The sequence below is a fragment of the Streptomyces sp. NPDC040432 genome (genome assembly GCF_055595445.1).
Genome location: NZ_JBVIVP010000018.1, coordinates 123,899 through 150,759 on the forward strand (window position 1 = coordinate 123,899; position 26,861 = coordinate 150,759).

The window sequence follows — 26,861 nt, forward strand, 5'->3', positions numbered from 1 at the left end:
ACCGGTGTGGCGGGCTTCACCTGGGGCCCGCCACGCGCCAGGATGCTGCACGCCATCCCGGCACCCCAGCGAGGAGATCACATGAGCGACCCCACGCAGACCGCCCGGCGCACCGTACTCGCGGCCGGAGCCGCCGCCCTCGCGGGCGGCACGATCGCCGCCTGCGGCGGCGGCGCGGACATGACGGCGAGCGAGCCGGGCAGCGCCTCCACCGGTGAGCCCGGCGGGTCCTCCGCGGCCCCCGCGGCGAAGGCGCTGATCAAGTCCTCCGAGGTGCCGGTCGGCGGCGGCAAGGTCCTCAAGGAGGAGAAGGTGGTGGTGACCCAGCCGACCGCCGGGTCCTTCCGCTGCTTCTCGGCCGTGTGCACGCACCAGGGGTGCCTCGTCGACAAGGTCCGGGACGGGCAGATCGACTGTCCCTGTCACGGCAGCACGTTCAGCGTCACCGACGGTGCCGCCACCAAGGGTCCGGCCACCCGCCCGCTGCCCGAGAAGAAGATCACGGTCGCCGCGGACGGCAATATCTCGCTCGCCTAGCGGGCCGCGGCCCGCCTAACCTCCCGGGATGGAGGACCTCACCCTGGTACGGGACCACACGATCTACAGCTGCGTCATGGGCTCCCGCGCCTTCGGTCTGGCGACGGAGGCGAGCGACACCGACGTGCGCGGTGTCTACCTCGCCCCGACGCCGTTGTTCTGGCGGTTCGAGAAGCCGCCGACGCACGTCGAGGGGCCCCGGGACGAGGAGTTCTCCTGGGAGCTGGAACGCTTCTGCGAGCTCGCGCTTCGGTCCAATCCGAACGTCCTGGAGTGCTTGCACTCCCCCCTCGTCGAACGGGTCACCCCGGTGGGGCGGGAACTCCTCGACCTGCGCGGGGCGTTCCTCTCCCGCCGGGCCCACACCAGCTTCACCCGGTACGCGAAGTCCCAGCACGGCAAGCTCCTGGCCGACGTCCGCGTCCACGGCGCCCCGCGCTGGAAGCACGCCATGCACCTGCTGCGGCTCCTCGGCTCCTGCCGCGACCTGCTCCGCACGGGCCGCCTCACCATCGACGCGGGCCCCGAACGCGAACGTCTCCTCGCGGTCCGACGGGGCGAGATCGGCTGGGCCGAGGTCGACGCCTGGATGACCCGGCTCGCGGCGGAGTCCGACGCCGCCCTCACCGCCGGCCCGCTCCCCGCCGAGCCGGACCGCGCCCGGGTCGAGGACTTCCTGCGGCGCGCCCGCCGCGCCTCGGCCGGGTAGGGCGAACGGGACGGGCACACCGGCCGGGCCCGGCGGGAACCGGCGGGCTACGCGCCGCGCGGGTCGGGCTCGCGGGCCACGACGGGGCCCAGGTCGAGGGTCATGGCGTCGAGCACGGTTCAGGCCTCCCAGAGGGCCCCGAAGGCGAGGAGCTCGTCGCGGTACTCGATGCGGCCCTCCCACTCCTGGGGCCAGACGTCGGCGCCGAGGTGGGCGCCCGCGAAGGCGCCGGCGAGACAGGCGATCGAGTCGGAGTCGCCGGCGGTGCAGGCGGCGCGGCGCAGGGCGAGGAGCGGCTCCTCCGGGAAGAGCAGGAAGCACTGCAGGGCGGTGGCCAGGGCCTCCTCGGCGATCCAGCCCGCGCCGGTCGTCAGGCAGGGGTCGGTCTCCGGGGAAGGGGTGCGCAGGGCGGCGGTGAGGCGGTCCAGGACCCCGAGGCACTCGTCCCAACCACGGGCCATGAAGGACTCCGGCGAGGCGTCGGAGGCCGTCCGCATCCACAGGTCGCCGAGCCAGCGCTCGTGGTAGCGGGTGCGGTTCTCCAGCGCGTAGGAGCGCAGTTGCCCGACGAGGCCGGTGACTTCGGTGCCGCGGGCCAACAGGTGGACCGCGCGGGCGGTGAGGTCGGAGGCGGCGAGGGCCGTCGGGTGGCCGTGGGTGAGGGCGGACTGGAGCTGGGCGGCGCCCGCGCGTTCCTCCTCCGTCCAACCGGGGACGAGGCCGACGGGCGCCACGCGCATGTTCGCGCCGCACCCCTTGGAGCCGATCTGGCTGGCGTCCCGCCAGTCGCGGTCCGGCTTCGTCAGCAGGTGACAGGCCTTCAGGCAGGTGTTGCCCGGCGCCCGGTTGTTCTCCGGGGACTGGTACCAGTCGACGAACTCCTCCCGGACCGGCCGGGCGAGCCGCGTCGGAGTGATCGGGCCGCGTTCGCCGGCCCTGCGGATGCCGCGGGCCAGGGCGAGCGTCATCTGGGTGTCGTCGGTGACGATCGCCGGGCGGGGCAGCTCCATTCGCCGCCAGGGGCCGGTCTTGGCCAGGATCGCGGGGACGTCGTTGAACTCGGTGGGGAAGCCGAGGGCGTCGCCGAGGGCGAGGCCCATGAGCGCACCCGTCGCGGCGCGCTTGCCGGTCGTGGGGCGCTCGCCGGTCGACCCGGCGGTGTCGGTCGTGGCGTTGGTGGCGCCGGTCGTGGCGTTCGTCGCGCCGGTCGTCCCGTTCGTCGCGTTCGTCGTCATCGCGCAGTACCTTCCGTCGGGCGCAGCAGGGGTGGGTGGAGGGCGGTCGCGGGTCCCGCCCGGTAGAGCGCGGCGGGTTTGCCGCGACCGCCGGTGAGTCGGGCGGCGCCGGGCACGGCTTCGACGAAGCCGGGCGTCGCGAGTACCTTGCGTCGGAAGTTGGGCCGGTCCAGGGGGGTGCCCCAGACGGTCTCGTAGACGGCCCGGAGCTCCCCGAGGGTGAAGTCGGGCGGGCAGAAGGCGGTGGCCAGGCAGGTGTACTCCAGCTTGGAGCCGACCCGCCGCCGGGCGTCGGCGAGGATCGACGCGTGGTCGAAGGCCAGGTCCGCGACGTCCCCGACGGGTACCCAGCGGGCCCGGTCGGCGTCGCCGCCGCCCTCCGCGGCGGGCTCGGGCATGTCGGGGACCAGCGCGGCGAAGGCCACCGACACCACCCGCATCCGGGGGTCCCGGTCCGGTTCGCTGTAGGTGCGCAGCTGTTCCAGGTGCAGTTCCGCGACGAGGGAGCCGTCGAGTCCGGTCTCCTCGGCGAGTTCCCGGCGGGCGGCCGTCTCGGCGGACTCCCGGGGCAGCACGAACCCGCCGGGCAGCGCCCAGGCCCCCGCGTACGGGTCCTGGCCGCGCCGGATCAGCAGGACGTGGAGGGCGCCCGCGCGGACGGTGAGGACGGCGAGGTCGACGGTCACCGCGAACGGCTCGAAGGCGTGGGGGTCGTAACCGGCCGGGTGTCGGGTGCCGCCGTGCGGCCCGGGCCCGCTCACCGGTTCTCCGGGAGCGGGTCCGCGAAGCGGCGACCTTCGGCGAGCAGGGCGTCCACGGCCGCGACGGCGGTCGCGAGGCGGGTCGCCCGGTCGCCGCGCAGCGTCAGGAAGGGCCGGCCGGTCGCGGTCAGTTCCTCGCGGAACCGGCCCGTCATCCAGGGCCTCAGGTGCGGGCCGTCGCGCAGGCCGTCGTCCTCGAAGGGGACGCCGGCGTCGTCGGTCAACAGGTACAGGTCCCGGCGGGTCAGCGCGGCGGTCCTCTCGACCTCGGCGTTGCGGCCCCCCATGTAGCGCTCGTGCCAGATGCCGGTCGCGAAGGAGTCGGTGTCGCAGAAGAGCACGGGCGAGCCGAGCCGGGCCGCCCGCTCCTCGGCCTCGTCCTGCCGTCGGGCGATCACCGGGAACTCCCCCGAGGTGAAGGTGACGTCGGACCAGGAGGCGGCCGGGTCGGCCGCCCGGGCCGCGGCGAGCTTCTCCTCGCTGTACTCGCGACCGTACTCGGCGACCCAGCCCGTCCCCGCCCACACCCCGCCCCGCGCCCGGTAATGCGCCGCCAGGTCCCGGGAAAGGGTGGTGGTCCCGGTGGACTCGGCGCCGAGCACGACGACCCTGCGGGTCAGCGCGGCCCGGACGGCCGGCCCCAGGAACTCCCAGCAGGCCACGGGGTCGGCCCGGACGGCGGTGCCGGAGACGGGGAACCGCGTCCGCGCCGGGTCGACGCAGACCTCCCGGGCCCCGAACCGTCGGGCGAGTTCGGCGCCGTATGCCTCCGAGGTGAAGACGGCGTCGACGGGCCGGCCCACCGCGCTCCGGAAGATCGCCATGTGCGCCTCCCAGACCGCCGGGTCGTGCAGGTCGACGGGGATGTCGTCGACGGCCCCGACCACGTCCGCCCCGGGGTGCGCCTCGCGCATCCAGGCGACCCGGTCGGCGAGCGGCACCGACTCCACCGAGGCTGCGCACACCAGTACGGTCAGTCGCTCGCACCGTTCCTGGGCGGTGCGCACCAGGTGGTGGTGGCCGGCGTGGGGCGGATAGAACTTGCCCAGCACCAGTCCGTGTCCGAAGCGTTCGCCGGCGCTCATGCCACCGCTCCCACGGCCTTGCGGAGGTCTCCCGCGACGAGCGTGCGGCGCCAGCCGATCAGCCCGGCGACGCACAGGGCGAGGAAGCCGACGTACAGGACCGAGGTCAGGTACAGGCCCTTGTAGGCGTAGAGCGGGATGTAGACGAGGTCGGCGGCGATCCACAGCCACCAGGATTCGAGCCGCTTGCGGCACTGTCCGTAGGTGGCCATCAGCGAGAGGCCGGTGGTCAGCGCGTCCCAGAAGGGGACGGTCGAGTCGGTGGCGCGGTCCAGCAGCAGGGTCAGGGCGGCGGTCCCCACCGCCCCCGCCACGAGCAGCCAGGCCCATTCGGCGCGCGTGGTGCGGCGCACCGGCAGGGCTCCCGTGGTGCCCGGTCCACCCCCGTGGGTCCAGGACCACCAGCCGTACGCGGCGAGGGCGATGAAGACGATCTGGAGCCCGGCGTCGGCGTACAGGCCGGCCTGCGTGAAGAGGACGATGAAGAAGACGTTGTTGGCGATGCCGACCGGCCAGTTGGCGATGTGCTGCCGGGCCACCAGCCAGACGCAGACGGCCCCCGTGGCGAACCCGAGGATCTCGGTCCAGTTCGTACTCCAGCCCATGGCGGCCCCCGCGTGTTCGAAAGTTCCCGACCTTTAATGGTCAGTGTGACTATAAACAGCGCGGGGGGCGCCGGGCAAGCGAAAAGCCCGCGGCGCCAAGGGCGTCGCGGGCTTTTCGGGGTCGTGCGCGGTGACTACAGGCCGACCTCGCGCATCAGCATGCCGACCTCGGTGTTGGTGAGGCGGCGCAGCCAGCCGGACTTCTGGTCACCGAGCTCGATCGGACCGAAGGAGGTCCGGACGAGCTTCTCGACCGGGAAACCGGCCTCGGCCATCATGCGGCGCACGATGTGCTTGCGGCCCTCGTGGAGGGTCACCTCGACCAGGTAGTTCTTGCCGACCTGGTCGACGACGCGGAAGTGGTCGGCGCGGGCGTAGCCGTCCTCCAGCTCGATGCCGTCCTTGAGGCGCTTGCCGATCTCGCGCGGCAGCGGGCCGGTGATCGCGGCGACGTAGGTCTTCTTGACGCCGTACTTCGGGTGCGTGAGGCGGTGGGCCAGCTCACCGTGGTTGGTGAGCAGGATGATGCCCTCGGTCTCGGTGTCGAGCCGGCCGACGTGGAAGAGACGCGTCTCACGGTTGGTGACGTAGTCGCCGAGGCACTGACGGCCGTCCGGGTCCTCCATCGTGGAGACGACGCCGGCGGGCTTGTTCAGCGCGAAGAACAGGTACGACTGGGTGGCGACGGTCAGGCCGTCCACCTTGATCTCGTCCTTGGGCTGGACGCGCTTGCCCTGCTCCAGCACGATTTCGCCGTTGACCTCGACGCGCGCCTGCTCGATGAGCTCCTCGCAGGCACGGCGCGAACCCATGCCGGCGCGGGCGAGGACCTTCTGCAGGCGCTCGCCCTCCTCCTCGGCGCCCGGGAAGGTCTTCGGGGTCTTGATCTCGGGCTTGTCGGCGTACCGGTCGCGCACGCGCTCCTCGATCCGCGCCTCCAGCTCGCGCGGCTTGGACTGGCCGCTGCGGCTGCCGGGGCCGCGACGCGGGCCGCCGGCCCCGCCGATGGCCGGGGTCCGGGAGGTCTTGGGGCCGCCCTTGGCGCCACCGCGGGCCGCCGCGCCACGAGCGCCGCCACCGCGGTTGCCGTCGGCCGCGCCGCGGGCACCGCCGCCGCCCGCCTTGGCACCGCCGCGGCCGTTGCGCTCGCCCTCGGGGCCGACGTCGTAGCGGCGCTCCTCGGGACGGGGGTTGCGGATGCGGGGCGCCGGCTGGTCGCGGTCACGGTCACGCGAGTCGGATCCACCGCCCTGGTAGCCGCCACCCTGGTAGCCGCCGCGGGAGCCACCACCGGAGGAGGAGCCACCCTGGTAGCCACCACGGGAGCCACCACCGCTGGAGGAGCCGCCGCGGTATCCACCGGAGGAGCCGCCGCTGGAGGAGCCGCCGCGGTACCCGCCGGAGGAGCCGCCGCTGGAGGAGCCGCGGGATCCGCCGCCGCCCGAGCCCGAGCCGCCGCCGCGGTAGCCACCGCCCGATCCGGAGCCGCCGCCGCGGGAGCTGCCGCCGCGTGCGCCGCCACCGCCGCTGCCGTTCCTGTTGCCGCCGCCGTTGCCGTTACCGTTGCCGCTGCTTCGCATCAAAGTTCCGTCGTCTTGTCGTCTTCTGAGGTGTCCGGTGCATCCGGATCGAACGACGGAACACCCTCTTGCGTCTCGGCTTCGATCGCGTCCGCCTCGGGGAGGAAGGGCGCGAGCTCCGGGAGCTCGTCCAGGCCGCGCAGGCCCATCCGCTCCAGAAAGTAGTTCGTCGTCCTGTACAGGATCGCACCTGTTTCGGGTTCCGTCCCCGCCTCGGTCACCAGACCCCGCTGCAGGAGGGTCCGCATGACCCCGTCGCAGTTGACTCCGCGGACCGCGGAGACCCTCGACCGGCTGACCGGCTGGCGGTAGGCGACGACCGCCAGGGTCTCCAGGGCCGCCTGGGTGAGACGGGCCTGCTGACCGTCCAGGACGAAGGCCTCGACGGCCTCCGCGTACTCGGGCCGGGTGTAGAACCGCCAGCCGCCCGCGACCGGGCGCAGCTCGAAGCCCCTGCGCTGCGCGGTGTACTCGTCGGCGAGCTCGCGCAGCGCGTCGGCCACGTCCCGCGGCGTGCGGCCCAGCACCTTGGCGAGGTGGTCCGTCGTCGCGGGTTCGTCCACGACCATCAGGACGGCCTCCAGGGCGCCCTTCAGCGCCCGGCCGTCCCTCGGCGTCGCGCCGTCCGTGCCCTGCTCCGCGCCTTGCTCCGCGCCTTGCTCCGTGCCCTGCTCCGGGGCCTGTGTCATTCGCCCGCCTCCACGACCTGGTCGAATTCGTCGGTGACCTTCGGCATTCCGTCGCCGTCCCCGCCGCTCCAGCGGACGGTCAGGGTCCGCAAGGCCTCCTCCTGGTCGAGGACCACGGCCCGCTCCCGGTAGAGCTCCAACAGCGCGAGGAACCGCGCGACGACGGTCAGGGTGTCCGGGGCGTCCTCGGTCAGTTCCTGGAACGTGGCCTCGCCGCGCGCCTTGAGCAGACGTACGACGTGTCCCGCCTGCTCCCGCACGCTGACGAGCGGGGCGTGGATGTGGTCGACGTACACCTCGGGCCTGGCCTTGGGCTGCATGGCCCGGACCGCCAGGCGGGCGAGGCCCTCGGCGCCGATGCTGATGACCACCTCGGGCAGCAGGTCGGCGTGGTGCGGCTCCAGGCCGACCGTACGGGGGTGGCGCCTGCCCTCGTCCTCGGCCCGCAGCTCGAAGATCTCGGCGATCCGTTTGTACGCCCGGTACTGGAGGAGCCGCGCGAAGAGCAGGTCCCGGGCCTCCAGCAGGGCGAGGTCGGCCTCGTCCTCGACCTCGGCGGCGGGCAGCAGCCGGGCGGCCTTCAGGTCCAGCAGGGTGGCCGCGACAACGAGGAACTCCGTGGTCTGGTCCAGGTCCCAGTCGGGGCCCATGGCCCGGATGTGCGCCATGAACTCGTCGGTGACCTTGGACAGGGCCACCTCGGTGACGTCGAGCTTGTGCCGGGAGATCAGCTGGAGGAGCAGGTCGAAGGGGCCCTCGAAGTTGGCGAGCCGCAGCGTGAACCGCCCGTCCGCGCCGGCTCCGCCCTGCGGGCCGGTCTCCCCCACGGATTCCCGCGCGCCTACCGGGACCGGCTCCGGAACCGGCTCGCGTACGGGTTCCGGGGCGGGTTCGCGCCCCGGCTCCCCCACGGGTCCCCCTGCCGTCGGGCGTACGGCCTCCCGGCGGGGCTCGGCGGGGGTGTCAGCGCTCCGGGGGGCTTCGGGAGCCCCGCCGACCGGCGCCACCCGCGGCGGGCCCGCCTGGGGCTCCTCGGCCGTTCCCGGCCCGCGGCCCAGGCTCCGGCGGGTCGGGCGGGCGGGGAGGTCGTTCGGGGGCATCGCGGTCCAGGGGTGGTGCGGAGGGTTCGGCGTGCGGCCGGGCGGGCTCGGCCCGCCCCCGGACGCAGCCTATGCCCCGGATCCCCGCGGAGGCCGGATCAGCGGCCGCGCAGGCGGCGTACGAGGATGCTGGCGTCCCCTCGGGACTCCAGGTCGGCCAGGACCACGGCGACCGCCTCACGGACGATCCGGCCGCGATCGACGGCCAGCCCGTGCTCGCCGCGGAGCACCAGTCGGGCGTGCTCCAGGTCCATGAGTTCCTCGGCGGAGACGTAGACCGTGATCTTCTCGTCGTGCCGCTCGCGACCGCTGGGCCGCCGGTTCGCGCCCCGGCCCTGCCCCTTGCCGGACCGGGGCGAGGACGCCCCGGCGGCAGAGGCAGAACCTTCCTGCGGCCTGCGCTGCGCGCCGACCGCCGGATCGCCGGCCTCCCTGACGCGCGCGTCGCCCGTGGTCCGCACCGTGCCGTCCGCCGGAGCCGCCGCGTGTTCCGTACCGCCGGCCGGCGCCTCGTCGGCGCCCCGCCTGGGCGAGGACGACTGGAGGGCCATCCCCCCGGTCGTGCGGAACAGTTCGTCGGCTCCGGGCAGACTCACTCGGCGGGACACCGGGCGAGCACCTCCCTGGCCAGCTGGCGGTAGGCGGCGGCGCCGACGGAGTTCGACGCGTACGTGGTGATCGGCTCACCGGCGACCGTGGTCTCCGGGAAGCGCACCGTACGGCCGATGACCGTGTGGTAGACGTGGTCGTCGAAGGCCTCGACGACGCGCGCCAGGACCTCGCGGCTGTGCACCGTGCGGGAGTCGTACATCGTGGCGAGGATGCCGTCGAGCTCCAACTCCGGGTTGAGCCGCTCCTGCACCTTCTCGATCGTCTCCGTCAGCAGCGCGACGCCGCGCAGTGCGAAGAACTCGCACTCCAGCGGGACGATGACCTTGTGGGCCGCCGTCAGGGCGTTCACGGTCAGCAGGCCGAGCGAGGGCTGACAGTCGATCACGATGTAGTCGTAGTCGGCCATCAGGGGCTTGAGGGCCCGCTGGAGCGTCGACTCGCGCGCGACCTCGCTGACCAACTGCACTTCGGCGGCGGAGAGGTCGATGTTGCTCGGCAGCAGGTCCATGTTGGGGACCGCCGTCTTGAGCAGCACCTCGTCGGCCGACATGCCCCGCTCCATGAGCAGGTTGTAGACCGTCAGGTCGAGTTCCATCGGGTTCACGCCGAGCCCCACGGACAGGGCGCCCTGCGGGTCGAAGTCGACGAGCAGCACCCGCCGTCCGTACTCGGCGAGGGCGGCACCCAGGTTGATGGTCGACGTGGTCTTGCCCACGCCGCCCTTCTGGTTGCACATCGCGATGATCTTCGCCGGTCCGTGTTCGGCCAGCGGACCCGGGATCGGGAAGTACGGCAACGGGCGTCCGGTCGGGCCGATCCGCTCACGGCGCTGACGGGCAGCGTCGGGGGCGAGGGTGGCCGCGTACTCGGGGTCCGGTTCGTACTCCGCGTCGGGGTCGTAGAAGTGCCCCTCGGGCACATTTGCGTAGTCGGCGAAACCCACGGGCTTGTCGCCGCTCGGGTCGCCGGCCCTGGAGTTCACGTCTAGGCCGTCCATGCTGTTTCGGGGCGTCGTCATGTGCTGGTGGTTTGCGAAGGTGCGGACCGCGACGGAGCCGACAGCTTCGAGCCCGGCAGGACCCTGGCCCCGCTCAGGCGTCCCTGCTCGACCACCTCCAGGAGCAAATGTCGACTCATTCACAAGTCGTCTTACCTCCTCGGACGTGACCAGGACACTTATCGATAGGTCAGCGTTGCACCATGCCGACGGTTGGCGACTCTATGGCGTGTCACCGCTCAGCGGCAACACAATCCACCGGACCCGACGCGTTGTGTCGGCAACCGAACACGACTCTGTCAAGGGCGTGCGAGCTGTCACTGCGAAGTTTCGCGGGTGTGCGAAAGGGTTAAAGGGTTACGTTCGAGGCGAGTTGAGCCGGGTCCGCGGGCACCTCGCAAACACGTCCGGCCGGACCTTGCGGGCAAGGTCCGGCCGGATACGTGAGATTGACGTCAGTCGTTGACGGATCAGCCGAGCAGCGTGCTCAGCTCAAGGGTCTCCAGGCCGTGGGCCTCGGCGACGGGACCGTAAACGACCTGTCCGTCATGGGTGTTGAGGCCCAGCGCGAGCGCCGGGTCACGGCGCAGGGCCTCGGCCCAACCGAGGTTCGCGAGCTGCACGATGTACGGCAGGGTCGCGTTCGTCAGCGCGTAGGTGGAGGTGTTCGGCACCGCGCCCGGCATGTTGGCGACGCAGTAGAAGACCGAGTTGTGGACCTGGAAGGTCGGCTCGGCGTGAGTGGTCGGACGGGAGTCCTCGAAGCAGCCGCCCTGGTCGATCGCAATGTCGACAAGGACACTTCCGGGCTTCATCCGGGAGACGAGCTCGTTGGTGACCAGCTTCGGGGCCTTCGCACCCGGAATCAGCACCGCGCCGATGACGAGGTCCGCCGCGAGGACGGCCTTCTCCAGCTCGTAGGCGTTGGAGACGATCGTCTGGATCTTCGTGCCGAAGATCTTGTCGGCCTCGCGGAGCTTGTTGATGTCGCGGTCGAGCAGGGTCACGTGGAAGCCCATGCCGATGGCGATCTGCGCGGCGTTCCAGCCGGAGACGCCACCACCGATGACGACGGCCTCGCCGGCGGAGGTGCCGGGCACGCCGCCCGGAAGCACGCCGCGGCCACCCGCCGAGCGCATCAGGTGGTAGGCGCCGACCTGCGGGGCCAGCCGGCCCGCGACCTCGGACATCGGGGCGAGCAGCGGGAGCGCGCGGTTCGCGAGCTCGACCGTCTCGTAGGCGATGGCGGTGGTGCCGGACTCCAGCAGCGCGTCCGTGCACTCGCGGGAGGCGGCGAGGTGCAGGTACGTGAAGAGCGTCTGGTCCTTGCGGAGGCGGTGGTACTCCTCCGCGATGGGCTCCTTGACCTTCAGGAGCAGGTCCGCGGTCGCCCAGACCTCGTCCGCCGTGGCGAGGATCTCGGCGCCGGCCGAGACGTACTCGACGTCCGTGATCGAGGAGCCGACACCGGCGTTCTGCTCGATGAAGACCTGGTGGCCGTTGCGGACCAGCTCATGCACGCCGGCGGGCGTGATGGCGACCCGGAACTCGTTGTTCTTGACCTCGCGGGGGATGCCGACCTTCATCGTCGATCACGGTCCTTGGCTCAGGGGAAAATACGGGCTACTTCCATACATACCCGCCCACAAGAACGCGCAACGGGATGCACCACGGGATGCCGCGGTGAACCCAGTCTAATGAAGGATGAGTCGCTGTCTAGCCTTGCAAACGAATAATCTCAGTCGGAAGTACTACGGATTTCGCAGGCAGCGGGGTCATCTCCCAGCAATCTGTCGGCCGCGGAGCGGTGCAGTCTGGCAGCCGCGGGGTCGCCGAGGCGGTCCAGCGTGTCGGCCAACCGGACCTGGAGGGCGGCCTGAAGTCGCAGGTCGCCGGCCCTGCGCGCCAGCTCGATCGCCTCGCGGCAGGTGTGCAGGGATTCCTCGGGCCGGCCCGCGTACTCCTGGACCCGCGCCATCTCGCTCAACGCCTTCGCCTGGCCCGGGAGATCGGCCAGCTTGCGGTAGCCCGCGGCGGCCGCCCGCCAACTGCGCAGCGCCTCCCCGTACCGGCCCGCGTAGGTGTGCACGTTGCCCAGCCGCCCGTACAGCCTGGCCTCGTCCGCGCGCTCGCCGCGGGCGAGGGCCTGGGACAGGGCGCGGCCGAACCAGTCGGAGGCCCTCGGCCAGTCCGCAAGCTCCTGGTACGCGCCGCCTACGGATTCCATCGCGCGACCGGTGGCGTACGGGTCCTTCGCGGCCTTCCCGGCGTCGAGAGCCGCCCGGTAGCGCTCCAGGGCCTCCTGGGTGCGACCCGTCTCGGCGTCCAGATCGGCCAGGTTCAACAGTGCGGCGGCCTGCTCGCGGTGCAGCTGGCGCCGCTCGGCGACGTCCAGCACGAGGCGGTGCAGCCCGTACAGCTCGGGGGCGGCCGCCTCGGTTCCGCGGTGCTCGGCGAGCGCCCTGACCAGGGCGGACACCAGCCGCCGGGCCAGGGTGTCCAGGTCTCCGTCGGCGACGGCCAGGGTGGCGGCGGCCGACAGCGCGGGCAGTCGGGTGTCGAGCCAGACGGCGGCGGCACGCCGGTCGGGGAAGCGCAGGGCTCGGGGCGTCCCGTCGAGCCGCTCCCGCAGCACGTCCTCGTCCTCCTCCGCCATGGAACGGCAGGAGGTGAGCAGCCGTACGGTCCGCTCCAGCATCCGGGCCCGGGCCAGCTGGACCTCGGCGGGCCGCTCCTTGGCCTCCAGGAGGGACTGGAGCAGGGGGGCGAGGCAGCCGGGCAGCAGGAACAGGCCGTCCGGGGCGTGCCGGACGAGGCCCAGTCCGGCGAAGTCCTCCAGGGTGGACTGCGCTGCGGCGACCGAGCACCCGGCGAGGGCGGAGGCGGTGTGCGAGTCGAGCATCCCGGCGGGCGCGAGCGGCAGCAGCCGCAGGGTGCGCTGGGCGGGCTGCGGGAGGGACTCGTAGACGAGCCGGAAGGAACGCGCGAGCGGGCCGCTGGTGCCGGGCGGCATGTCGTGGAGCTGCTTGGCGAGGTCGGCGACGGCCGCCTTCGGGTGGGCGGCGAGCCAACCGCCGGCCAGTGCGAGCGCGGCCGGTTGTCCCCCGCACTCCTCGGCGAGGGTCTCGGCGGCGCGGGGGTCGACGGTGACGCGGGTGTCCCCGATGTGCTGGGCGAGCATCTCGACGGCGGAGGGCGTGTCGAGGCCGCCGAGGGTGCAGGGGCGGACGTCCGGGATGCCGGTGAGGGGCCCCTCCGCGGTGACCACGACCAGGCACTCGGGGGTGTCCGGCAGCAGGGCGTCGACCTGCTGCGGGTCCGCGGCGTCGTCGAGGAGGAGGATGGCCCGCCGTCCGACGAGCGACTCCCGCAGGGCGGCGCTCAGGTCGTCCTCGCCCGCGCCGGGCGGAGTGGGCCTGCCTAGGCCCTCCAGGAGGGTGCGGACCGCCCGCTCGGTGGCCACCGCCGCCCCGCCCGGGGTGGTCAGACGGACCGTGAACAGTCCGTCGGGGTACTGGTCCGCGACTTCGCGCACGAACTCCTCGGCGAGGGCGGTCCGGCCCGAGCCCGGCCGTCCGGCGACCAGCAGGACCCGCGCCCGGGGCGCCTTGGCCTTGCGGCCGGAGAGGGTGTCGAGCCCGGTCCGCGCGATGTCCTCGCGCAGCTCCTTGAGCTCACGCCGCCGCCCGACGAAATCCGTCACGGATCCGCTCCTCTCCCTGCCTTCGGGTTGCCGAGCGTAGTTCACGCAGAGCGACGGACCGGGTGGAGCGCGGCGGGTAGATCCCCCAATCGGATCAGCGGATGGTCCGCTTTATCGCCCGCCGCTCGTACGTCACGGCTCCGCCGCCGGACTCCGGCCCCCGTCACGGCCCCGCCCCCGGCCCGGCGCAGGCCGGAACGGGGGCGGGGTCCGGGGCGTCCGCCCGGGCGGGGTCCGGCGGCCCGGCGCGGGCGCGCCGACCCCCGGGCGCGGCGGCCGGGGCCGCTCCTCCCGGGGGTCGGCGGGGTGGTGACTACGCTTCGTACGGGCGGGCCGGCCAGGGCGCCAGGGCCGGGCGCAGGCCCTCGGGGCCCTCCGGGGAGGCCGTGGCGGCGGCCAGCGCCAGGACGCCGGTCACCAGGCCGGGGTTCGCGAGTTCGCCCGCGAGGACGCCCCGCACCAGGTCGGCCAACGGCACCCAGGCCACCTCCATGTCGGCCTCCTCCGAGTCGTACTCCTCGTACCGCTCCCCCTCGGCGTCGCCGACGCCCCGTGCCAGGAAGATCCGGATCGCCTCGTCGGAGCCGCCGGGCGAGGCGAAGAAGTCGGCCAGCACCCGCCAGTCCTCGGCCTTGACGTGGGCCTCCTCGTACAGCTCCCGCTGCGCCGCGTGCAGCGGGTTCTCACCCGGTACGTCGAGCAGGCCGGCGGGGAGTTCCCACAGCCGGTGCCGTACGGGGTGCCGGTACTGGCGGATCACCAGGACGCGGTCGTGCGCGTCGAGCGCCAGGACGCACACCGAGCCGGGGTGGACCTGGTAGTCGCGGCGGGCCACGGACCCGTCCGGCATCCGCACCTCGTCCGAGTCGACCGCCGTCTTGGCGCCCTGGAAGGGCCGCCGTGTCGACAGCGTCTCCCAGGTTTCCGACGTATCGCTGATGCCCATCCCCATGCCTCCGTACCACGCGCGACAGCCGGGGCACGGATCTTCCGTACCCCGGCTGTCCACGTTATGCGGTCAGGCGCTCACTTCGCGGACTGCTGCCGCTCCACGGCCGCCTTGACCAGGCCCGCGAACAGCGGGTGGGGGCGGGTCGGGCGCGAGCGGAGCTCCGGGTGGGCCTGGGTGGCCACCAGGTAGGGGTGCACCTCGCGCGGGTACTCGACGTACTCGACGAGCTTGTTGTCCGGGGAGGTGCCGGAGAAGACCAGGCCGGCCTTCTGCTCCAGCTCGCCGCGGTAGGCGTTGTTGACCTCGTAGCGGTGGCGGTGGCGCTCGTCCACGTACGCCTGGTCGCCGTACACCTCGCGCACGATGGAGCCCTCGGCGAGCTTCGCCGGGTACATGCCCAGGCGCATGGTGCCGCCCAGGTCGCCCGCGCCCTCGACGAAGGCCAACTGCTCCTCCATGGTCGAGATGACCGGGTGCGGGGTGGAGGCGTCGAACTCGGTGGAGTTCGCGTCGGCGATGCCCGCGAGGTTGCGCGCGGCCTCGATGACCACGCACTGCAGGCCCAGGCACAGGCCGAGCAGCGGGATCCGGTTCTCGCGGGCGTAGGTGATCGCGCCGACCTTGCCGTTGACACCGCGGTCGCCGAAGCCGCCGGGGACGCAGATCGCGTCCACGTCGGCGAGCTGCGCCGCGGCGTCCTCGGGGGTCTTGCAGTCGTCGGAGGTGACCCACTTGATCTGCACGCGGGCCCGGTTGGCGAACCCACCGGCGCGCAGCGCCTCGGTCACCGACAGGTAGGCGTCGGGCAGGTCGATGTACTTGCCGACGAGCGCGACCTTGACCTCGTGGTCGGGGTTGTGGACCCGGTCCAGCAGGTCCTCCCACACCGCCCAGTTGACGTCGCGGAAGGGCAGGTCCAGCTTGCGGACGACGTAGGCGTCCAGGCCCTCGGTGTGCAGCACCTTGGGGATGTCGTAGATCGACTTGGCGTCGATCGCGGCGACCACGGCGGCCTCGTCCACGTCGCACATCAGCGAGATCTTGCGCTTGATGGAGGTGGGGACGTCACGGTCGGCGCGCAGCACGATCGCGTCGGGCTGGATGCCGATGTTGCGCAGGGCCGCGACGGAGTGCTGGGTGGGCTTGGTCTTCAGCTCGCCGGAGGGGCCGATGTAGGGCAGCAGCGAGATGTGCACGACGAAGACGTTGTCGCGGCCGACCTCATGGCGGACCTGGCGGACGGTCTCCAGGAACGGCAGCGACTCGATGTCGCCGACGGTGCCGCCGACCTCGGTGATGACCACGTCGACGTCCGCGGTCGCCATGCGGCGGATGCGGTGCTTGATCTCGTTGGTGATGTGCGGGATGACCTGCACGGTGTCACCGAGGTACTCGCCGCGCCGCTCCTTGGCGATGACCTGCGAGTAGACCTGGCCGGTGGTGACGTTGGCCGAGCCGTCGAGGTCGACGTCGAGGAAGCGCTCGTAGTGACCGATGTCCAGGTCGGTCTCGGCGCCGTCGTTGGTGACGAACACCTCACCGTGCTGGAAGGGGTTCATCGTGCCGGGGTCGACGTTCAGGTACGGGTCGAGCTTCTGCATCGTGACCCGCAGGCCGCGCGCCTTCAGCAGCGCACCCAGGCTGGAGGCGGTCAGCCCCTTGCCGAGGGACGAAGCGACACCCCCGGTGACGAAGATGTGCTTGGTCGTCATGGATTTGGGCGGCATCGCCAAGAGGGGGCTCCCGTGGTCGCGAGGTGAGGTGCGTCCGGCGCCGTCCCGCGAAGATCCGGATCGGGTCTCAGGGGGCGCCGAAGCTGCGGTTTCGGGGCTCCTGATTCGCACAGGCAGACCACCGGTCCACGGGGTACCAGCCTATCAGCGCCCGGGAGGGTCCGCTTCCGGACGCGCTGCGGGCCGCCCGCACCGTACCGGCGCGGAGCAGCCCGGCAGGGCCGTTCGCGCAGGTCACCCGTTCAGTCGAGCCGCATTCCCCCAGGACTTCAGGAGATCACTAGGGTGCCCGACATACCCTGCTCGGATACTGCTGTTACATCGCGCCGAGCAGGCCGGAATTCGGCGTCACCCCGCCACGTCCGGCAGTCTGGAGCTCGACGCGGGGATCCTTCCGCAACAGGAAGACCGCGCATCCGCGCAATGCAAGCGCCCTCAGGGGCGGACGTGGCCGTTCGACTGGAGATGCAACGTGTCCGGGCGCATCGAGGATTACGCACTGATCGGGGACATGCAGACCGCGGCGCTGGTCTGCCGGGACGGAGCGGTGGACTGGTTGTGTCTGCCCCGTTTCGATTCCCCTGCCGCCTTCGCGAGCATTCTCGGTACCGAGGAGCACGGGTTCTGGCGGGTCGGCCCCGCGGTCCCGCCCGGGACCGAGCCGCCGCGTGCCGACCGTCGCCGCTACCGCGGCGAATCGCTCGTGCTGGAGTCGGAGTGGGACACCCCGCGGGGGACCGTCCGCGTCATCGACTTCATGCCGCCGCGCGAGGACCACGCGCCGCAGCTGATCCGCATCGTGGAGGGTGTCAGCGGGCGCGTCCCGATGCGCTCGTCGCTGCGCATGCGCTTCAGCTACGGACGGATCGTGCCCTGGGTGCACAAGGTGGACAGCCGTACCGTGGCCGTCGCCGGCCCGGACTCGGTCTGGGTGGACACCGACGCGGAGACGTACGGCAAGAACCTGACGACGTACTCCGACTTCACCGTCGGCCCCGGCGACCGCGTCGCCTTCGCCATCAGCTGGCAGGCCTCGCACCGCAGCGCCCCCGAGCGCCCCGACGCCGAGGGAGCCCTGGAGGCCACCACCGAGTTCTGGCGGGACTGGGTCGCGCACTGTACGTACCACGGGCCCTACCGGGAGGCCGTGGTGCGCTCCCTGATCACCCTGAAGGCCCTGACGTACGGGCCCACCGGCGGGATCGTCGCCGCGCCGACCACCTCCCTCCCGGAGGAGATCGGCGGGGTCCGCAACTGGGACTACCGCTACACCTGGCTGCGGGATGCCGCCATCACCCTGTCGTCGCTGCTGCGCACCGGCTACCGGGAGGAAGCCTCGGCCTGGCGGGACTGGCTGCTCCGCGCGGTCGCCGGCGACCCGGAGAACCTGCAGATCATGTACGGGATCGCCGGTGAGCGGGAGCTGGGCGAGACGGAGTTGGACTGGCTGCCCGGCTACGAGAACTCCGGCCCGGTCCGGGTCGGCAACGGCGCGGCCCACCAGCTCCAGCTGGACGTGTACGGGGAGGTCACCGAGGCCCTGCACCTGGGCCACATGACGGGCCTGGCCCGCAACGACTACGCGTCGGTGCTCCAACTGAAGCTGATCCGCTACCTGGAGACCCACTGGAGCGAGCCGGACGAGGGCATCTGGGAGGTGCGCGGCCCGCGCCGTCACTTCGTGCACTCCAAGGTGATGGCCTGGGTGGCCGTGGACCGCACGATCAAGCTGATCGAGAGCGGGGACGCGGACGGCCCGTTGGACCGCTGGCGTGAGCTGCGCGACGAGATCCACGCGGACGTCTGCGAGAAGGGCTACGACAAGGAACGCAACACGTTCACGCAGTCGTACGGCTCCCGGGAGCTGGACGCCTCGCTGCTGCTGATCCCGCAGATGGGGTTCCTGCCGCCGGACGACAAGCGGGTGATCGGGACCATCGAGGCGATCCAGCGGGAGCTGTCGACCCCGGACGGTTTCATCCTGCGCTACCCGACGGCCGGCGAGGAGGCCGGCGTGGACGGGCTCCAGGGCGACGAGGGGGCCTTCCTGGCCTGCTCGTTCTGGATGGCCGACGACCTGGCGATGATCGGCCGGGTCGACGAGGCGCGCAAGCTCTTCGAGAAGCTCCTCGCCCTGCGCAACGACCTGGGGCTGCTCGCCGAGGAATGGGACCCGAAGCTCCAGCGCCAGGTCGGCAACTTCCCGCAGGCCTTCAGTCACGTCCCCCTGATCGACACGGCCCTCCGCCTGACGGCGAGCGGGGCGTACGGGGGCTGACGCAGCCCCACGCGACGCCCCCGCGCGTGGGGGCGTCGCCGGGATGCCGGGGTTCGGGGGCGCGCCTAGCCTGGAGTGGTCCCTTGTCCTTTCCCGAAGGGGGCCGGTCATGGCTTCCCCATCGAAGGCGACCGCGGCACTGGCCGCGCTCCGCGAGGACCTCTCGGGCCCCGTCCTCGCGCCGGAGGACGACGGTTACGACGAGGCCAGGGCGATCTTCAACGCGATGATCGACCGGCGTCCGGCCGTGATCGCCCAGTGCGAGAGCGAGGCGGACGTCGTCACGGCCGTCCGGTTCGGCCGCGAACTCGACCTGCCGATCGCGGTCCGCGGCGGCGGGCACAGCGTGGCGGGAATGTCCTTGGGCGACGGCGCGCTCGTGGTGGACCTGCGCCGGATGAACGAGGTGACGGTGCATCCGGGCGCCAGGGCCGTGCGGGTGGGCGGCGGGGCGACCATGAGCGGGCTGGACCGGGCCTGCCAACCGCACGGCCTGGCGACGACGGGCGGCCGGGCCTCGACCACCGGGGTCGGCGGTTTCGTGCTGGGCGGCGGTTCGGGCTGGCTGGACCGGAAGTTCGGGCTGGCCGTCGACAACCTGCTGGGCGTGGACCTGGTGACCGCGGACGGCGAGACGGTCACCGCGACCGCCGAGGACCGTCCGGAGCTCTTCTGGGCGCTGCACGGCGGTGGCGGGAACTTCGGGATCGCCACGTCGATGACCCTGCGGCTGCACGAGCTGCCCGCCATGTCGATCGCCTTCGTGCTGTACCTGCCCGAGCACGGGCCCGAGGTGGTGCGCACGTTCCGGGCCGTCGTCGAGGCGGGCCCGCGCGAGGCGAGCGGGGCGGCCCTGTACCTGACCGGCCCGCCGGACGATTTCGTACCGGCGCACCTGGTGGGTCGGCTGTTGGCGGCCGTCCTGCTGACGTACGCCGGTCCCGAGGACGAGATGCGCAGGTTGGCCGAGCCGCTGCTGGCGTTGCCGCACGAGGCGGAGATCGTGACGGCCATCCCGTACGCCGACCTCCAGTGCATGATCGACGATCCGCCGGGCATGCGGAACTACTGGTCGGCGGAGTACCTGACGGGCGTCCCGGACCCGTTCGTGGACGTGTTCTGCGCGCGGGCGGGCACCATGCCGGTCCCGACGGGCACCCAGCACCTGCTATGGCCGCAGGGCGGCGCCATCGCCGACGGCCCGGCCGACTACCCGGTGCCGTACCGGGACGCGGCGTGGGCGGTGCACCCGTTCGCGATCTGGGAGGACCCGGCGGACGACGAGTCGTGCCGCCGGTGGGTGAAGGACGTACGGGCCGACGCGGCGCCCTGGTCCACCGGCGCGGTCTACCTCAACTTCATCGCGCACGAGGGCGCGGAGCGGATCGTGGCCGGGCTCGGCGCGGAAAACATGCGCAGGCTGGGGGCCGTGAAGCGGGAGTACGACCCGGACAACGTCTTCCGGTTCAACCACAACATTCCTCCCGCGTGACCCCCTGATAGCGTCCGGCGACATGGACGATCAGGGCGGGATCACGGTTCAGCGGGCGCTGGAGCTGCCGGGGCTGCGGAGCGGCCTTCCGGAGGTGGTGGCCTGCGCCGACCGGCTCGGCCGGACCGTCCGCTGGGTACACGCGGGCGAGGTCCCCAACATCGCGTCCCTGCTCAAGGGCGGCGAGCTGTTGCTGACCACGGGGTTGGGCCTGGGCACCCGGCCGGCCGAGCAGCGGGCCTTCGTGCGCCGCCTCGCGGACCGGGGCATCGCCGCGCTGGTCGTCGAGCTGGGCCCGCGCTTCTCCCGGCTGCCCGCGACCCTCGTGGAGACGGCCCGCGCGGCGGGCCTGCCGCTGGTGCAGCTGCACCGGGAGGTGCCGTTCGTCGCGGTCACCGAGGAGGTCCACACCGAGATCGTCAACGGCCACTACGCGCTGCTCCAGCGGGCCGAGGAGGTCCACCGGCGCTGCACGGAGGCCCTGCTGGGCGGTGGTGGGATCCCGCAGGTGCTGCGGGTCCTGGCCGACTTCACGGCGAACCCGGTCTTCCTGGAGACCCCCGACGGGCAGCTGCTGTACGCGGCCGGCCCGGTCGTCGGGGACGCCGCGGCGGACCCGCTCCAGGTGTGGGAGGGGCTGCGCGGCCAGCGGGAGGTCGAGCCCTCGGGGAACGCGGTGGTCATCGACGTTCCCGGGGGCGGTCACGGCACGGGCTCGGTCCGGGCCCGGCTGGTACTGGCCGGGGTGTCGGCGCCGCTGCTGCCGGTGCACCGGATGGGGGCGGAGCGGACGGCCGGGGTGCTGGCCGTGGTCCTCATGCAGGCCCGGCAGGAGGAGGAGTTGGCGGCGCGCGGGCGCGGTGACTTCCTGACGGACCTGGCGGAGGGCCGCATCTCGGCGGAGGACGCGCCGGCGCAGGCCCGCGTGCTGGGCTTCCGGCCGGGCGCGGGACCGCTGCTGCCGATGGTGATGCGGCTGTCCACCGACCTGGGGGCCTCGGGCAACGGGGCCGTGCTGGCCCGGGCGGTCCTGGAGGAGTTGGCGTCGGTCGGGGCCCCGGTACTGCTGGGCGTCCGTCCGGTGGAGGGGCGGGTGCCGCTGCTGGTGTCGCTGCGCGCGGAGTCGGAGCGCACCGCGGTGGCCGACCGGGTCGCGGCGGCGCTGCGGGCGGGTGTCGAGCGGGCCGGCCTGGACCGGGCCGGGGCGCCCCCGGTGGTGGTCGTCGGCGTCTCCGGCAGCTGGGCGGCCGCCTCGGCGGGGCTGCGGCACGCCGCCGAGACGGCCACCGCGGCCCACGGCTTGCCGCCTCGGCCGTGGTACGACGCCCGCCGCCTGGACATCGACCTGCTGCTGTGGCGGCTGCGCGAGCACCCCGACCTGGCGGCGTTCGTGGACCGGGCGATCGGGGCGCTGCGCGTCCACGACGCCGCTTCCCGGCCTCCGCTGCTGCCCACCCTGGAGACGTACCTGGCGCACGCGGGCCGCAAGGCGGAGACGGCCAGGGAGCTGCACCTGAACCGCCAGACCCTGTACAACCGCCTGGCGCGGATCTCGGAGCTGCTGGGCGCCGACCTGGACGACCCGGAGACGGTGCTCTCCCTCAGCCTGGCCCTGCGCGCCCGCCGGCACGTGATGGCCTCCTGAGGCGGCGGGGGCCGGCCCGTGGGCGCCGTCGGGCTCAGCGCCGGCGTTCCATCAGCTCGTCGTACACCGACAGGACCTGAGCGACCGTCTCGTCCTCGGACGGCCATGTCGCCGCCTGGGCGCGTCCCGCCTCCGCGAGGTCGGCGCGCCGCCCGGGGTCGCCCAGCAGCGCCGCCACGGCACCGGCGAGCGCGGCCGGATCCCCGTACGGGACCAGCAGGGCCGCGTTCCCGACCAGCTCGGGCACTCCGCCGACCTCGGTGGCCACCAGTGCCACCCCGGCCCGCAGGGCCTCCTGGGCCAGCAGCGAGCGTCCTTCCCAGCGGCTCGGCAGCACCGCGACGTCGGCGGCGGCCAGCAGCCGGTCGGCGTCGCGGCGGCGACCCAGCAGCCGGACGGGGAGTCCCTCCTCCTCGATGCGCCGGGACAGCTCGGCCCGCAGCGGCCCCTCCCCCGCGATGACGAGCAGCGGTACCGGGTCCAGGTCCCGCCAGGCGCGGGCCGCGTCCAGCAGGACGGGGTACCCGCGGCGGGCCACCAGGCTGCCGATCGCGATGACCAGCGGCCGTTCCACGACGCCCAGTTCCGCCCGGGTCTTGTCCGCGTCGGCCACCGGCTCGGGGCCGTCGGCGGCGGTCACGGGTGCGGCCACGGCGGCGAGCCGGGCGTCGCGCGCGCCGCGCAGTCGGGCGAGGTCCACCTGGTCGGAGGAGGCCCCCAGCACCACGGCCGCGGTCCGCGCCACGTGCCGCTCCAGGAGCCGACCGAGGCGGCCGAACGGGCCGGGCGCCTCGGGGGTGCCCCCGTGCCAGGTCACGACCAGCGGCACCCGCCGGCCGCCGCCGCGCAGGGCCAGCGCGGCCCGCATCCCGGCGCGGACCCCGTGCGCGTGGACGAGGTCCGCGCCGGCGCAGGCGGCGCGCAGGGCGCTCGCGGCGTCGGGCGTGAACTCCGCGCCGGCGCCGGTGAAGTCGTACTCCCCTTCCGCGGCGACGGGGGCGCAGACCGTCACGCGCACCCCGCGCGCGGCCAGACCGGTCGTCAGGGACCGTACGTGGGCGCTGCTGCCCGCGCCCGCACCGCCCAGGACCTGGACGGTACGCAGCGGTGGCCGCCCGTACGGCTGTGCGGGGGCGGGGAAGGAAACCGGGGAGCTGCTCACGGGCCGAAGCTCCAGGGGGAGGAGTCAGAGACGTCGCCCAGGATGCCAGTCCGCACGCGCGTTCCGGGACCATACGGGTGCGGATCCCGTACGAGATACCGTTCGACGTCCACCGGCCTCACCCACACGGGCTATGTCCGCGTCACCCCGAAGCCCCGCGGACGGGGTTCCGGAAGCGTCCCCCGCAGCGCGGCGACCCGCTCGCGGCCCCTCCGGCGCCCCGTCCTCGCTGCGCCGCAGGACCCGCCCTCGATGCGCTCCGGCTCGGCCCGTACGTACCGGAGGGGCCCGGGGCGGTGTCCGTCCCGGGCCCCTCCGGTCCCGTCAGGCGTCGGCGCGCGCCGCGTCGAGGAGTTCCTCGGCGTGGGCCCGCGCGGTCTGCGAATCCTCCTGCCCGGCCAGCATCCGGGACAGTTCGCGGATCCGGTCCTCGCCCTCCAGCACGGTGACGCCCGAGCGGGTCACGGATCCGTCGACGGTCTTCTCCACCAGCAGTTGCCGGTCGGCGAAGGCCGCGACCTGCGGAAGGTGGGTGACGACGACGACCTGGGCGGACTTGGCCAGCTTCGCGAGCCGCCGCCCGACCTCGACGGCCGCCTTGCCTCCGACGCCCGCGTCGACCTCGTCGAAGAGGTAGGTGGGGACCGGGTCGGAACCGGCGAACACGACCTCGACCGCCAGCATGACCCGCGACAGCTCACCGCCGGAGGCGCCCTTGGCGATCGGCCGCGGCTGGGCGCCCGGGTGCGGGGCCAGCAGCAGTTCGACCTCGTCGGCGCCCGAGGGCCCGTACGCGACCGGACGACCGCCGACCTCGACGCCCTCGGCGTCCTCGGTCTGCCGGATGTCGATGGTCACGCGGGCGTGCGGCATGGCCAGTGAGGCCAGTTCCGCGGTCACGGCGGAGGCGAACCGTTCGGCCGCCTCACCCCGCGCGTCCGTCAACGCCTGCGCCAGCAGGGACAGTTCGTCTCGCAGCGCGTCGCGTTCGGCGGTCAACTCCGCGATCCGCTCGTCGTCCCCGTCCAACTCCAGCAGGCGGGCGGAGCCCTGCTGGGCCCATTCGAGCACGGAGTCGATGGAGTCGCCGTACTTGCGGGTCAGCTGGGTCAGCGCCGCCCGGCGCTCCTCCACCGCGGCGAGCCGCAGCGGGTCGGCGTCGAGGTCGTCGGCGTACCCGGCGAGTTCGCCGGCCACGTCGGTCAACAGGATGCCGAGTTCCCCGATCCGCTCGGCGAGCGCGCCGAGGACCGGGTCGTGGGAGCGTACGGATTCCAGGGCCCGGTGCGCGCCGGCGACGAGCGTGTTCGCGTCGACGCCCTCCGGGTCCTCGGGGTTGCCCGCGAGGGCGGCGTGGGCGACCTGCGCGGCCGACGCGAGGGATTCGGCGTGACCGAGCCGCTCGGCCTCCGCCGCGAGCTCGGCGTCCTCACCGGGCAGCGGTTCCACGGCGGCGACCTCGTCGAGCCCGAAGCGCAGCAGGTCCGCCTCCTGGGCCCGTTCCCGGGCCCGGGTGGTGAGGGTGTCCAGCTCCACGGCTACGGCGCGCAGCCTGCGGTGGGCGCCGGCGTACTTCTCCAGGGGGACGGCGACCGCGTCCCCGGCGTACCGGTCGAGTGCCTGGCGCTGTCGGGCGGGCCGCAGGAGGCCCTGCTGGTCGGTCTGGCCGTGGACGGCGATCAGTTCGTCGGCGAGCTCGCCGAGCAGGCCGACGGGCACGGAGCGGCCGCCGACGTGGGCGCGGGAGCGCCCCTCGGCGGACACCGTCCGGCTGATCAGCAGGACGCCGTCGTCGAGCTCCGCCCCGGCCTCCTCGGCACGCAGGGCGGCGGGCGAGTCCGGGCGCAGGACGATGCGGCCCTCGACCACCGCCGCCTTGGCCCCGATCCGCACCAGGGCCGGGTCGGCGCGGCCACCGAGCAGCAGGCCGAGGCTGGTGACGACCATCGTCTTGCCCGCGCCGGTCTCGCCGGTCACCGCGGTGAATCCGGGCGACAGCTCGACCACCGCGTCGTCGATGACCCCGAGCGACCGTATCCGCATCTCCTCAAGCACGGGACGACGATACCGAGGTTTCACCGGTGCCATGGGACAGCACCCGCCCGAGGTCTTTCGAACGCATGCACCAATACCGACTTATGGGACGGGCTGTCACGGTCCCGTCGGGCCGACACCGCCCGACGGGTCGCCGCCGCCCGACGGGTCGCACCTAGTGGGGCGCTCCGCGCCATCCCGAGACCGGCAGCGCGAACTTCGCGACCAGCCGGTCCGTGAAGGACGCGTGGTGCAGCCGGGCGAGCCGTACCGGCACCGTGCCCCGACGGACCTCCACCCGGGCCCCGGCGGGCAGCTCCAGCATCCGCCGCCCGTCGCACCACAGCACGCCGTGCGGGGTGCCCGTCTGCACCTCGACCGCCAGCACCGAGTCCGGCGAGGTCACCAGCGGCTTCGCGAACAGCGCGTGCGCGCTGATCGGCACCATCAGCAGGGCCTCGACCTCCGGCCAGACCACCGGTCCGCCGGCCGAGAAGGCGTACGCCGTCGAGCCGGTCGGCGTCGCGCAGACGATCCCGTCACAGCCGAATCCGGTCACAGGGCGCCCGTCGATCTCCAGGACCACCTCCAGCATCCGCTCCGGGGACACCTTCTGTACGGCGGCCTCGTTCAGCGCCCAGTCCCGGTGGACGACGTCGCCGTTCGTCCGTACGAGGACGTCGAGGGTCATCCGCTCCTCGACCTCGTACTCCCGGGTGACGACCCGGTCGACGACCCGGTCCAGGTCGTCGCGTTCGGCCTCGGCGAGGAACCCCACCCGACCCAGGTTGACGCCGAGCATCGGAACGCCCGAACCGCGCGCGAACTCCGCCCCGCGCAACAGGGTCCCGTCGCCGCCCAGCACGATCAGCAGCTCACACCCCTCCAGCACCGTGGGCGTGCACTCCGCCACGAGTTCCACCTCGGGGGGCAGCGGCAGGTCGGCCGCCTCGTGCTCCAGGACGCGGACCCCGAGTCCCGACTTGAGCAGGCCCTGCACGACCAGTTCCGCACTGCGGATGGCCGCGGGCCGCCCGGTGTGCGCGACCAGGAAGACGGTGCGCTCGGCCGCCGGATCCGGTTCCCCCGGAGCCGTCGGAAATCCCGTACCTGCTGACGCCGACGAATCTGTCACTGAGGCCCCTCCGCCACTGCACGGTCCACATCCCCCGGGTCGAGTGCCGGTGCCCCCGCCCGCAGCCACAAAAAGTACTCGACGTTCCCCGACGGCCCGGGCAGCGGGCTCGCCGTCACCCCGACCACGCCCAGCCCCAGCTTCCAGGCCTGGGCCGCGACGTCGCGCACCGCTTCCGCGCGCAGCTCGGGGCTGCGCACCACGCCACCGCTGCCGAGGCGGTCCTTGCCCACCTCGAACTGCGGCTTCACCATGAGCACCAGGTCCGCGCCGGGTGCCGTGCACCCGACGAGCGCGGGCAGCACCAGTCCGATCGAGATGAAGGACAGGTCTCCGACCACGAGGTCCACGGGGATCCCGTCGATCAGCTCGACGGTCAGCTCGCGGACGTTGGTGCGGTCCTTCACCGTGACCCGGTCGTCGCTCTGCAGGGACCAGGCGAGCTGCCCGTAGCCGACGTCGACGGCGACGACGTGGTCGACGCCCGCGCGCAGCAGCACGTCGGTGAAGCCGCCGGTCGAGGCTCCCGCGTCGAGCGCCCGCCGGCCCTCGACCAGCAGGCCCTGCGGCCCGAACGCCGCGAGGGCGCCGGCCAGCTTGTGGCCGCCCCGGGAGACGTAGTCGGGGTCGCTGTCGTCCTTCAGCACGACGAGGGCCGCGCTGGTCTCGACCTGGGTGGCCGGCTTGGTCGCGGTGGTACCGCCCACCGTCACCCGGCCGGCGGCGATCAGCTGGGCCGCGTGTTCCCGCGAGCGGGCCATGCTGCGGCGTACCAGTTCGGCGTCCAGGCGGCGGCGTGCCACTCCTGCCACGATCG

The 26,861-nt window shown here is 73.2% G+C and carries 22 protein-coding genes; 5 read left to right on the forward strand and 17 right to left on the reverse strand.

Translation table 11 applies throughout. The annotated features are described in order from the left end of the window. The first annotated feature begins 81 nt into the window (after positions 1-81). On the forward strand, positions 82-537 hold the full coding sequence (locus ACZ58N_RS29265) for a Rieske (2Fe-2S) protein (RefSeq protein WP_471165737.1): 456 nt from the start codon (positions 82-84) through the stop codon (positions 535-537). Positions 538-565: 28 nt separating this feature from the next. Continuing rightward, on the forward strand, positions 566-1,246 hold the full coding sequence (locus ACZ58N_RS29270; protein ID WP_471165739.1) for a nucleotidyltransferase domain-containing protein: 681 nt from the start codon (positions 566-568) through the stop codon (positions 1,244-1,246). 119 nt (positions 1,247-1,365) lie between these two features. On the opposite strand, the gene ACZ58N_RS29275 is transcribed toward ACZ58N_RS29270, so the two are convergent. The 13 genes from ACZ58N_RS29275 to ACZ58N_RS29335 form a co-directional block, all read right to left on the reverse strand. Next, positions 1,366-2,346, reverse strand: a complete 981-nt coding sequence (locus tag ACZ58N_RS29275; RefSeq protein WP_471165816.1) for an ADP-ribosylglycohydrolase family protein — start codon at positions 2,344-2,346, stop codon at positions 1,366-1,368. Between the two features lie 131 nt (positions 2,347-2,477). After that, positions 2,478-3,242: an NUDIX hydrolase gene (locus ACZ58N_RS29280; protein WP_471165741.1), complete on the reverse strand. Its 765-nt coding sequence runs from the start codon at positions 3,240-3,242 to the stop codon at positions 2,478-2,480. Next, positions 3,239-4,327 carry an AAA family ATPase gene (locus tag ACZ58N_RS29285; RefSeq protein WP_471165742.1) on the reverse strand — a complete coding sequence of 363 codons (1,089 nt, stop codon included), beginning with the start codon at positions 4,325-4,327 and terminating at the stop codon, positions 3,239-3,241. The genes ACZ58N_RS29280 and ACZ58N_RS29285 overlap by 4 nt, the downstream gene beginning before the upstream one ends. After that, the gene (gene pnuC / locus ACZ58N_RS29290; RefSeq protein ID WP_471165744.1) at positions 4,324-4,932 is read right to left on the reverse strand and encodes a nicotinamide riboside transporter PnuC; all 609 of its coding nucleotides are present in this window, start codon (positions 4,930-4,932) and stop codon (positions 4,324-4,326) included. The genes ACZ58N_RS29285 and pnuC overlap by 4 nt, the downstream gene beginning before the upstream one ends. A gap of 134 nt (positions 4,933-5,066) precedes the next feature. Beyond that, the gene (locus ACZ58N_RS29295; RefSeq protein WP_471165745.1) at positions 5,067-6,512 is read right to left on the reverse strand and encodes a pseudouridine synthase; all 1,446 of its coding nucleotides are present in this window, start codon (positions 6,510-6,512) and stop codon (positions 5,067-5,069) included. After that, a complete protein-coding gene (scpB, locus tag ACZ58N_RS29300; protein ID WP_471165746.1) occupies positions 6,512-7,201 on the reverse strand; it encodes an SMC-Scp complex subunit ScpB in 690 nt (229 codons plus the stop codon). The genes ACZ58N_RS29295 and scpB overlap by 1 nt, the downstream gene beginning before the upstream one ends. Continuing rightward, positions 7,198-8,301: a segregation and condensation protein A gene (locus tag ACZ58N_RS29305; RefSeq protein WP_471165749.1), complete on the reverse strand. Its 1,104-nt coding sequence runs from the start codon at positions 8,299-8,301 to the stop codon at positions 7,198-7,200. The genes scpB and ACZ58N_RS29305 overlap by 4 nt, the downstream gene beginning before the upstream one ends. Positions 8,302-8,399: 98 nt before the next feature. Beyond that, entirely contained in the window at positions 8,400-8,909 is a 510-nt protein-coding gene (locus ACZ58N_RS29310) for a hypothetical protein (RefSeq protein ID WP_471165751.1), read from the reverse strand. Further along, positions 8,894-10,054 carry a ParA family protein gene (locus tag ACZ58N_RS29315; RefSeq protein WP_385571743.1) on the reverse strand — a complete coding sequence of 387 codons (1,161 nt, stop codon included), beginning with the start codon at positions 10,052-10,054 and terminating at the stop codon, positions 8,894-8,896. Before ACZ58N_RS29315 ends, ACZ58N_RS29310 begins: the two co-directional genes overlap by 16 nt. 326 nt (positions 10,055-10,380) lie before the next feature. Continuing rightward, positions 10,381-11,496, reverse strand: a complete 1,116-nt coding sequence (gene ald / locus ACZ58N_RS29320) for an alanine dehydrogenase (RefSeq protein ID WP_389711146.1) — start codon at positions 11,494-11,496, stop codon at positions 10,381-10,383. A gap of 152 nt (positions 11,497-11,648) precedes the next feature. After that, positions 11,649-13,658: a tetratricopeptide repeat protein gene (locus tag ACZ58N_RS29325; protein WP_471165753.1), complete on the reverse strand. Its 2,010-nt coding sequence runs from the start codon at positions 13,656-13,658 to the stop codon at positions 11,649-11,651. Positions 13,659-13,926: 268 nt separating this feature from the next. After that, positions 13,927-14,559: an NUDIX domain-containing protein gene (locus tag ACZ58N_RS29330; protein ID WP_471165755.1), complete on the reverse strand. Its 633-nt coding sequence runs from the start codon at positions 14,557-14,559 to the stop codon at positions 13,927-13,929. Between the two features lie 80 nt (positions 14,560-14,639). Then, on the reverse strand, positions 14,640-16,292 hold the full coding sequence (locus ACZ58N_RS29335) for a CTP synthase (RefSeq protein ID WP_471165758.1): 1,653 nt from the start codon (positions 16,290-16,292) through the stop codon (positions 14,640-14,642). A gap of 478 nt (positions 16,293-16,770) precedes the next feature. On the opposite strand from ACZ58N_RS29335, the gene ACZ58N_RS29340 reads away from it, so the two are divergent. From ACZ58N_RS29340 to ACZ58N_RS29350, 3 genes are all read left to right on the forward strand, one after another. After that, entirely contained in the window at positions 16,771-18,576 is a 1,806-nt protein-coding gene (locus ACZ58N_RS29340; protein WP_471165760.1) for a glycoside hydrolase family 15 protein, read from the forward strand. Between the two features lie 109 nt (positions 18,577-18,685). After that, on the forward strand, positions 18,686-20,068 hold the full coding sequence (locus tag ACZ58N_RS29345; protein WP_471165763.1) for an FAD-binding protein: 1,383 nt from the start codon (positions 18,686-18,688) through the stop codon (positions 20,066-20,068). Positions 20,069-20,090: 22 nt separating this feature from the next. Then, positions 20,091-21,713 carry a PucR family transcriptional regulator gene (locus ACZ58N_RS29350; protein WP_471165766.1) on the forward strand — a complete coding sequence of 541 codons (1,623 nt, stop codon included), beginning with the start codon at positions 20,091-20,093 and terminating at the stop codon, positions 21,711-21,713. A 34-nt stretch (positions 21,714-21,747) separates the two neighbouring features. Here the strand turns inward: ACZ58N_RS29350 and ACZ58N_RS29355 are convergent, their stop codons facing one another. From ACZ58N_RS29355 to ACZ58N_RS29370, 4 genes are all read right to left on the reverse strand, one after another. Then, complete coding sequence (locus tag ACZ58N_RS29355) at positions 21,748-22,875, reverse strand: glycosyltransferase family 4 protein (protein ID WP_471165769.1); 1,128 nt, start codon at positions 22,873-22,875, stop codon at positions 21,748-21,750. Between the two features lie 324 nt (positions 22,876-23,199). Beyond that, the gene (recN, locus tag ACZ58N_RS29360) at positions 23,200-24,918 is read right to left on the reverse strand and encodes a DNA repair protein RecN (protein WP_471165818.1); all 1,719 of its coding nucleotides are present in this window, start codon (positions 24,916-24,918) and stop codon (positions 23,200-23,202) included. 166 nt (positions 24,919-25,084) lie between these two features. Continuing rightward, positions 25,085-26,044 carry an NAD kinase gene (locus ACZ58N_RS29365; protein WP_471165772.1) on the reverse strand — a complete coding sequence of 320 codons (960 nt, stop codon included), beginning with the start codon at positions 26,042-26,044 and terminating at the stop codon, positions 25,085-25,087. Then, complete coding sequence (locus ACZ58N_RS29370) at positions 26,041-26,856, reverse strand: TlyA family RNA methyltransferase (RefSeq protein WP_471165774.1); 816 nt, start codon at positions 26,854-26,856, stop codon at positions 26,041-26,043. The genes ACZ58N_RS29365 and ACZ58N_RS29370 overlap by 4 nt, the downstream gene beginning before the upstream one ends. Positions 26,857-26,861 lie beyond the last annotated feature (5 nt).